The organism is Camelimonas fluminis, assembly GCF_014656355.1.
GTDB classification, from domain to species: domain Bacteria; phylum Pseudomonadota; class Alphaproteobacteria; order Rhizobiales; family Beijerinckiaceae; genus Camelimonas; species Camelimonas fluminis.
The window spans coordinates 1-6,474 of sequence record NZ_BNCG01000076.1 but is presented as its reverse complement, the minus strand read 5'-3'; the positions used below and the strand labels follow the sequence as shown (position 1 = coordinate 6,474).

The following is a 6,474-nucleotide window of genomic DNA, read 5'->3' as shown; positions in this document are numbered from 1 at the left end:
TCATAAGAATGAGCTGTTCGCTACGGCTTGAACGGTACTGTGAGACAGTTGCCCCAAAAGATAACGCCGCCAGTCAGACCCGAACCAAACAAGTCGGAAGATCCCGGATGGTTCCAAACGCTATATGCAACACGGCTATGATTTTTTGTGAGTATAATTACACACCAGATTGATGTATTGTTATATTTTTAAATTTTACGGTGGAGACATGCTCCATAAATCCAACAATGAGCTTGCGCTTTATGCCATCATCATCGCCGTAGGCATAGGGATCATCTTTTTAGCCTCCTAGGTATTTGTAGCACGAGCTTTTCGTCGCAGCTTTAGTCGCTCAGTGCCAAATGCAGGCCGAATTCAGGGCGACACTGCAGCATTAAAATGCTACAAGTTTGTCGTGTTATAGCGCTTACGTCGACGGATCGGGGATGGCGGCAAACAGTACGAGTTTCAGGAAGGGCCAGAGCGGAAATCCTGCTGGCAAGCCGCGTGGATCGCGCCACCGCACCACACGGGCGATTGACGAATTGCTCGCGGGTGAAGCCGAGAAAATCACGCGTAAGGCAATCGAGATGGCTTGTGGTGGTGACACCGTGGCCTTGCGTCCGGCGCCTTTGCCCGAAAGCCGGTGGACAGACGGCGCTGACCTGACGGACGGCCTCATGAACCTGAGCGATGCGGACCTTGCTTCTGCGGTCATTGCTGGAACCGCGAGGTGTGCGACATGAGCAGAATTTCAGACCGGATTTCGAAGCTGGAAGCCAAGCGAGAACCCCCAACACCGGCCGTAAGGGTTGTGCGCCATATCGTGACCGGAGTGGATGAGGCCGAGCGACAGGCTAAAATTGAAGCCCTGACCGCCTCCAGCTCCGGGAATGTGCTTCATATCATCCGCCCAATAGTCAGCCCCCATCATCACCGGCCAATCTCATGTCGCGCTTGATTTCGGCTCGTCTGTCACGGCTGGAGAAGGCTGAAAGCACCGATGGAGAGCGCTTCACGGTCAGCGCCTACCCTCTTGCTGAAGGGCAGGCAGATCAGGAAGACGCCGGTTGTCCGGTCCTGACTGAGGCCGAATGGGAGAAGGCATATTGTGGAACGCCGCCCGCTTCTGAGCGTTGAGCAAAAGACCTCGCGTATAGGGTGGAGACCACGATGTACCTCTTGCTTGTGTTGATCATCCTCATCCTGCTCTTCGGCGGCGGTGGAATGTTTTATGGCGACGGTCGTTATCGCACCCAAGGGCTTGGCATCGGCGGCCTGCTGCTGGTCGTCCTTATCATCCTGCTGTTGATGGGTGTGTTCAGTCCGGGGCCAACCGCAGTGTGACGGCGTCACCCTCAAAGTGGACGTGCGGCAGCCTGCCGTAAAACACGGGAAACCTGCATAGGCGACCAGGAGCCGCCGCGGGCAGCTGGAATGCCGCGCTCGTTGAGGCCGCGAGCGATGGCTCCCAAGGAATGAGCGCCGCTTGCCTGCAAATCCCTGATGACTGGAGAGAGATCCGCGACGCGAGCCAGCGCTCTGGCGGCCTGGGTGGCTCTTCCGGCCTCCTGATCCTCTCGGGACGGCGTCACGCCACGATGGCCGCCCAGCACTGTCCCCCGAGCCTTTGCCGCCGCCAACGCCGCTTTGGTGCGGGCCGATATCATTTTCCGCTCGGCTTGGGCCACAACGGCCATGATCCCCACGACCATCTCGTTGGCTTCCGGCATATCGGCAGCCGTGAACTGCACGCCGGATTTCTGAAGGCCGAGCAGGAAATGAGCATCACGGGACAGGCGGTCCAGCTTCGCTATGAGAAGCCGCGCCCCAAGTAAGCGGCAAAGGCGCAGTGCCTCTGCCAATTTTGGACGGTCGTCCTTCTTCCCGCTCTCAATCTCCACAACCTCTGCCAACAGCTTCAGACTGCCGCCGCTCAGGAAGGTTCTGACGGCTTCCTTCTGTGCATCCAGGCCGAGACCTGATCGACCCTGCTTCTGGGTCGAAACGCGGTAGTAGGCGACGAATTTTCCCTGCGTCATGCCACTCACGTCTGTTTCAACGAACGTTGAGACAAACGTTATGGTCCGATACAGCTACATGTCAAATGCACACACGCACCACTGCTGGTGCAGCAGAGGGGCGAAAGACTGAACGGGAACCCACACGTGAGCCGAGGACTTGGCTCCATGAAACCCAAGGAGCCATGCCATGAACCAGCAGCCCCCGGCCGAACCGCCGATACCGATCCCACCCGCGCCAGACACCCCAGCGCAACCACCCACGCCGCCAGAGGGGCCTCATCCTGAAGAACCGGCTGGCGTTCCGGTAAGGGAGCCAATCCCCGTTCCGCAGGAGCCCATTCAGGTACCCCCCCAGACGCCGCAGGAGATCCCGCAGCAGCAGGCATAGGGAGGCTTGCAACAGCCAAGGCTGGGCTTGCATGACCCTCTGCGAAAGAGAGCGATGTCAAAAAGAGAAGTCTACCGCGCGGCGATTTTCCTGGCGGTGTTGATGCTAATCGCTGTGACGGTCTGGGTAGCGCAGAAGCTCCCCTTGCTCGGACAATAGCCCTACGTGCCGAAACAGTCCCCCAAGAGGGGTGTCACCGGTCCGAAACTGTTTCTGGATAAGGGTTTTGCGTCGCCTGCCCTCCCCGTTGTCACCGCCTATCACCAGGGACTGGCGACGGGCCTGCTGGGAGTTTCTGCGCAGAGTGCGCGTGCGCGAGCCGGATCCGGGCAATTTCGCCACCAAGTGCGCGGATGGTGCGCGCGTGCGCCGGCGCGCGAAGCCCCTGGGATCAAGCTCCGCGATTGGCCAGCGTTTCCTCAACCACCCGCGGGTTTGCATCGATCAGCGACAGCAGCACGCGGGCCGGGCCTTCTGGCTTCCGGCGCCCCTGCTCCCAGTTCCTGAGCGTGGCGGCTGAAATGCCGATGCGGCTGGAGAACTCGGCCTGCGACAGGCGGGTTTTCCGGCGGACGCCGGCAACGTCGATTTCAGCTGGAATGTGGACGCGCAGGCCGTCGACGCGCTCGCCTCGCGCATAGGCCTGAGCTTCTTTCATGCCTTGGACCAGCCCCTGAAAATCAGCGTCTTTCATCGGCCTTTCCCTTTCCTGAAATCGTCCAGAAGATCCTCGCCCAGCTGGGCCAGCGTCGCCTTCTGGCTGGCGGTCAAATCGCTGGCCTCATTCTTCGCAAACGCCCAGAGCAGAACCGCCGGGAATCCGTCTGAATGAAACCAGTAGATGACCCGGCCGCCGCCCCGCCGGCCACGGTCGCCAATTCCGAACCGCGCCTTGCGCAGGCCGCCGGTCCCCTGGATCAGCACGCCTGCGCGCGGGTTCGTCGCAACCATGTCCACAATGGACACCCGCTCATCGTCGGACATGATTTTGCTGGCCTTCGACAGGAAGGCTGGCGTCTCGACAACGGTATGGGGCGCGGTCATACGGTTTCATATACGCCAGCGGCGCAGTACGTCAATGGCGCAGATGACGCAATTTTGCGTTCCCCGAAATTGGGGACCGCAACCACTGTCGGAAAATCCGACAGTGCTCCGTCATTATAGCCTGCCCAACAGTCATGAGGGTGGCATGGGTCAGCTCAAAAACCGTCCGGCCCTATCTCGCAGGATATTCGGAAGTACCGAAAAACTGACGCCCGCAGGCTGGCGAAGCCAGCGCGCCGCAGTGGCGCGTTCCATAGCCCGGGCCAGCCACCGATTTATCCCCTATCATCACGCGAGCAGAATGACGGTTTTCCCCGAGATTGGGGAGAACCTCTCTGGCCGGCGGCGCTCATGGCCAAAGGGTCTATCCTGAACAGATATCCCTGCAGAAAACCGGCCTCACCGATTTATCCCCTATCGTCACGCGAGCGGAACGGAGGCTTTCCTCGAAGTGGGTGAAAACCACTCCGGAGGGCGGGAGCGCCGATTTATCTGACATCATCACGCGAGGGAAAAAGCGCTTCATTCCGCTTCAGGGGCGCTTCATAGGCATAGAGGCGTTCCCAAGGCCATTGGTGAGAAGTGGACCGACTGGCGGGCAGGGCGGAATACGGAGGCGTTAGCGCGCATCCTTACCGACCCGAAGGCAGTCCCAGCCTTCAAAGCGCTCGCCAGTGCCGAGCCTGGTAGCGCTAAGGCTATTTATCTGGCGGTGCGGCTTTCCTACTTTGCAGATAAGGCATGGCAGGCCGGGTCGAGCAACGAGTGACCCATATCAGGGACACTCATCCCACCAGTGCTAACCGACGTCAGGGCGGGTTTTATATGTGTTGGTTTCTATCGAATCCAGCCTAGTGTGAAGCCTGTCCAGGCTATCGAAAAGCTTATATTCCAGTTGGGGCACAACCACCTCCCCCGCCACAGACATCTGCCCGGATATGGCCTCCAGCCGCTTCTGTATCTTCGCCAGAAGCCCCAAAGCGACCAGCAGCAGAACGGCAATGAATGCGAGAAGGTAAGGGACAGCGCTCATGGGACCATGTTAGCCGGTACCTCGCGCTGTAGGGAAGATGGCCTGGCCCCCCATCCAGATCAGGCGTGACATAGCTTCGGCCCCATGAAGTTCCCCATGGCATACCCTAACCCACGTCTCAGGCATGGTGAATAGCGTTACCTACAGCATTGCAAAGGGCCTGAGGCCTTGACCCGCCGTCTGGATCAGAGAAATAGGAAAACTAATCTATGTTAGAAAAATAACCGAAATTGCACGTAATACAGCAATTCCATGTAATGCATTACACACAAAATTTACTTCGTGCGGAACCACGGCGGTATAACTTCTGATCATCGTCAATAAAGCGACGAGGTAATGGGAGGCTGTTATGCGCTTATGGTGGCACAGTTTCGTCCGGACTGACCGGGCAGGAAACCCCGTGTGCGTTATCTGGGCGGAGCGGCACCCCGATATGTTCGAGATCCACGTCGTTAAGGGATCGGCGGTGCTTTATCTCAATGGACGTGAAATTGGCTCAGGGAACGACATCCTGCAGCTTACAGATCAGGCTGCGATGATGGTGAGCAGCCCAGAGGACCAGGCTGCATAGCCTGGCTGATACGGAGAACGCGGCCCCGCCTTGAAGTCGGGCCTGAGCTTTTTCGGAACTGAGCAAATGAGCCAAGCGGACAAGGACCACCTACCGCCACCTTCTCCCCCTGCCATGAGGGTTAGGGCGAAAAACACCTTACAAATCACTTTGGCATTTGGGCTGTCAGAGAAACTGGCCCTACGAGCTGCCGCCGCAGCGCGCAGCAGCCGGGGCAGGAACCGTAAAATTTGAGGTAGCGAGTCCATTGCAACCGCCGGGAAATCCGGCACAGCCGAAGGTCGGCATCTGATAGAGAACTGGCGGAACAAATTTAATCCTCAGCCGTTAAGCTTAAGCTCATCCCCCCGATGAGCTGCGCATTCAAAACTCCCGGCCCGGCATAAGCCAGGTCGGGTTTTTTGAGCTTGCGCGTTAAGCGGAATTTTTTCGGGGCGCGTGCTTGCGTGGAGTAGGTGCAGCTTGTTCTACTGCCGCGGGTTCTGGGGCAGGCGATGCGCCGGTCGTAAGGCGTATCGCCCCGAGGCCCATTGTTTTTGCGTGGGCAGAGCGATACGCAGCGTAGCTCGGAGCAACCATCGGGTAATCGAATGGCAGATTCCACTTGGTCCTATACTCCGCTGGCGTCATGCCATAGGCCGAGCGCAAATGGCGCTTCAATGTCTTGAACTGCTTTCCGTCTTCCAGACAGATAATATAGTTCGGCGTGACGGATTTGCTTATGGGAACAGCTGGTTGCTGTGGAGGTGCTGTCTTTTCTCCTGCTGGCTTCGTCAGGCCGGCTAGAGCGCGGTGTATCGCAATCACCAGTTCCCCAAGGTTATCTTTGCTCACCTGATTATTGGCAACATAAGATGAAACAATATCGGCAGTGAGCTCAACGAGATTTTCTGGTACAGAAACGTCATCCATGTGGTAAATCTCCTATCCCAGATACTCGGTCATCTTTTAGATACGCGCAAGACGGCTATGCCTCGCGCTAGAGGGCGGAGTATGTTGCGCACAATTATCATCGCCACTATAGGGACTGCCCGCGTGGCAGGCAGCGCGAATGACTGAAGCGCTAAAGCTTTACTTCAGCGTTTGCGCCCATATCCGGCGTTGACCCCGTGACGGCGGCGACCAGCATTTTCGCAGCAGATACAAGCCGGCCGGGGCTATCCCAGATTTCCCCTCTTTCAGGGGTGACCGTGATGAGACGGATGCTGGGGTCAGTCTGATCTTCCCACCATGCTTTATCCATATCGGACCAAAGCCCGGCAATTTTGGCACGGTCGTCCGTTACGGCCGCCTGACCAGAGATGACTGCGTAGTGGTAGCTGCTGTTGTCAGCCCAAGCGAGGGAAACCGTTGGATAGGCAGAGATTTCTGAGTTTGGGGGCAGAACAAGATCTGCTCGAAATCGTACGCTAATACCAAGACTCTTGGATCAGAA

General features: G+C 57.9%; 8 protein-coding genes. 2 read left to right on the top strand and 6 right to left on the bottom strand.

All coding sequences use genetic code 11. From position 1 onward, the window contains the following. Window positions 1-425: 425 nt before the first annotated feature. Window positions 426-725, top strand: a complete 300-nt coding sequence (locus IE243_RS21815) for a DUF5681 domain-containing protein (protein WP_191321411.1) — start codon at window positions 426-428, stop codon at window positions 723-725. 8 nt (window positions 726-733) lie between these two features. On the opposite strand, the gene IE243_RS21810 is transcribed toward IE243_RS21815, so the two are convergent. After that, entirely contained in the window at window positions 734-883 is a 150-nt protein-coding gene (locus IE243_RS21810) for a hypothetical protein (RefSeq protein WP_191321410.1), read from the bottom strand. A gap of 269 nt (window positions 884-1,152) precedes the next feature. On the opposite strand from IE243_RS21810, the gene IE243_RS21805 reads away from it, so the two are divergent. Next, window positions 1,153-1,326, top strand: a complete 174-nt coding sequence (locus tag IE243_RS21805; protein WP_191321409.1) for a DUF3309 domain-containing protein — start codon at window positions 1,153-1,155, stop codon at window positions 1,324-1,326. 11 nt (window positions 1,327-1,337) lie between these two features. On the opposite strand, the gene IE243_RS21800 is transcribed toward IE243_RS21805, so the two are convergent. From IE243_RS21800 to IE243_RS21780, 5 genes are all read right to left on the bottom strand, one after another. Further along, window positions 1,338-2,021 (bottom strand): recombinase family protein, encoded by a 684-nt coding sequence (locus tag IE243_RS21800; RefSeq protein ID WP_191321413.1) that lies wholly within the window; start codon window positions 2,019-2,021, stop codon window positions 1,338-1,340. 761 nt (window positions 2,022-2,782) lie between these two features. Further along, complete coding sequence (locus IE243_RS21795) at window positions 2,783-3,085, bottom strand: helix-turn-helix domain-containing protein (RefSeq protein ID WP_191321408.1); 303 nt, start codon at window positions 3,083-3,085, stop codon at window positions 2,783-2,785. Continuing rightward, window positions 3,082-3,435: an addiction module toxin RelE gene (locus IE243_RS21790; RefSeq protein WP_191321407.1), complete on the bottom strand. Its 354-nt coding sequence runs from the start codon at window positions 3,433-3,435 to the stop codon at window positions 3,082-3,084. Before IE243_RS21790 ends, IE243_RS21795 begins: the two co-directional genes overlap by 4 nt. Before the next feature lie 2,018 nt (window positions 3,436-5,453). Further along, window positions 5,454-5,951 carry a Ros/MucR family transcriptional regulator gene (locus IE243_RS21785; RefSeq protein ID WP_191321406.1) on the bottom strand — a complete coding sequence of 166 codons (498 nt, stop codon included), beginning with the start codon at window positions 5,949-5,951 and terminating at the stop codon, window positions 5,454-5,456. Window positions 5,952-6,102: 151 nt separating this feature from the next. Then, the gene (locus IE243_RS21780; protein ID WP_244643314.1) at window positions 6,103-6,405 is read right to left on the bottom strand and encodes a pyridoxamine 5'-phosphate oxidase family protein; all 303 of its coding nucleotides are present in this window, start codon (window positions 6,403-6,405) and stop codon (window positions 6,103-6,105) included. Between the last annotated feature and the right edge of the window lie 69 nt (window positions 6,406-6,474).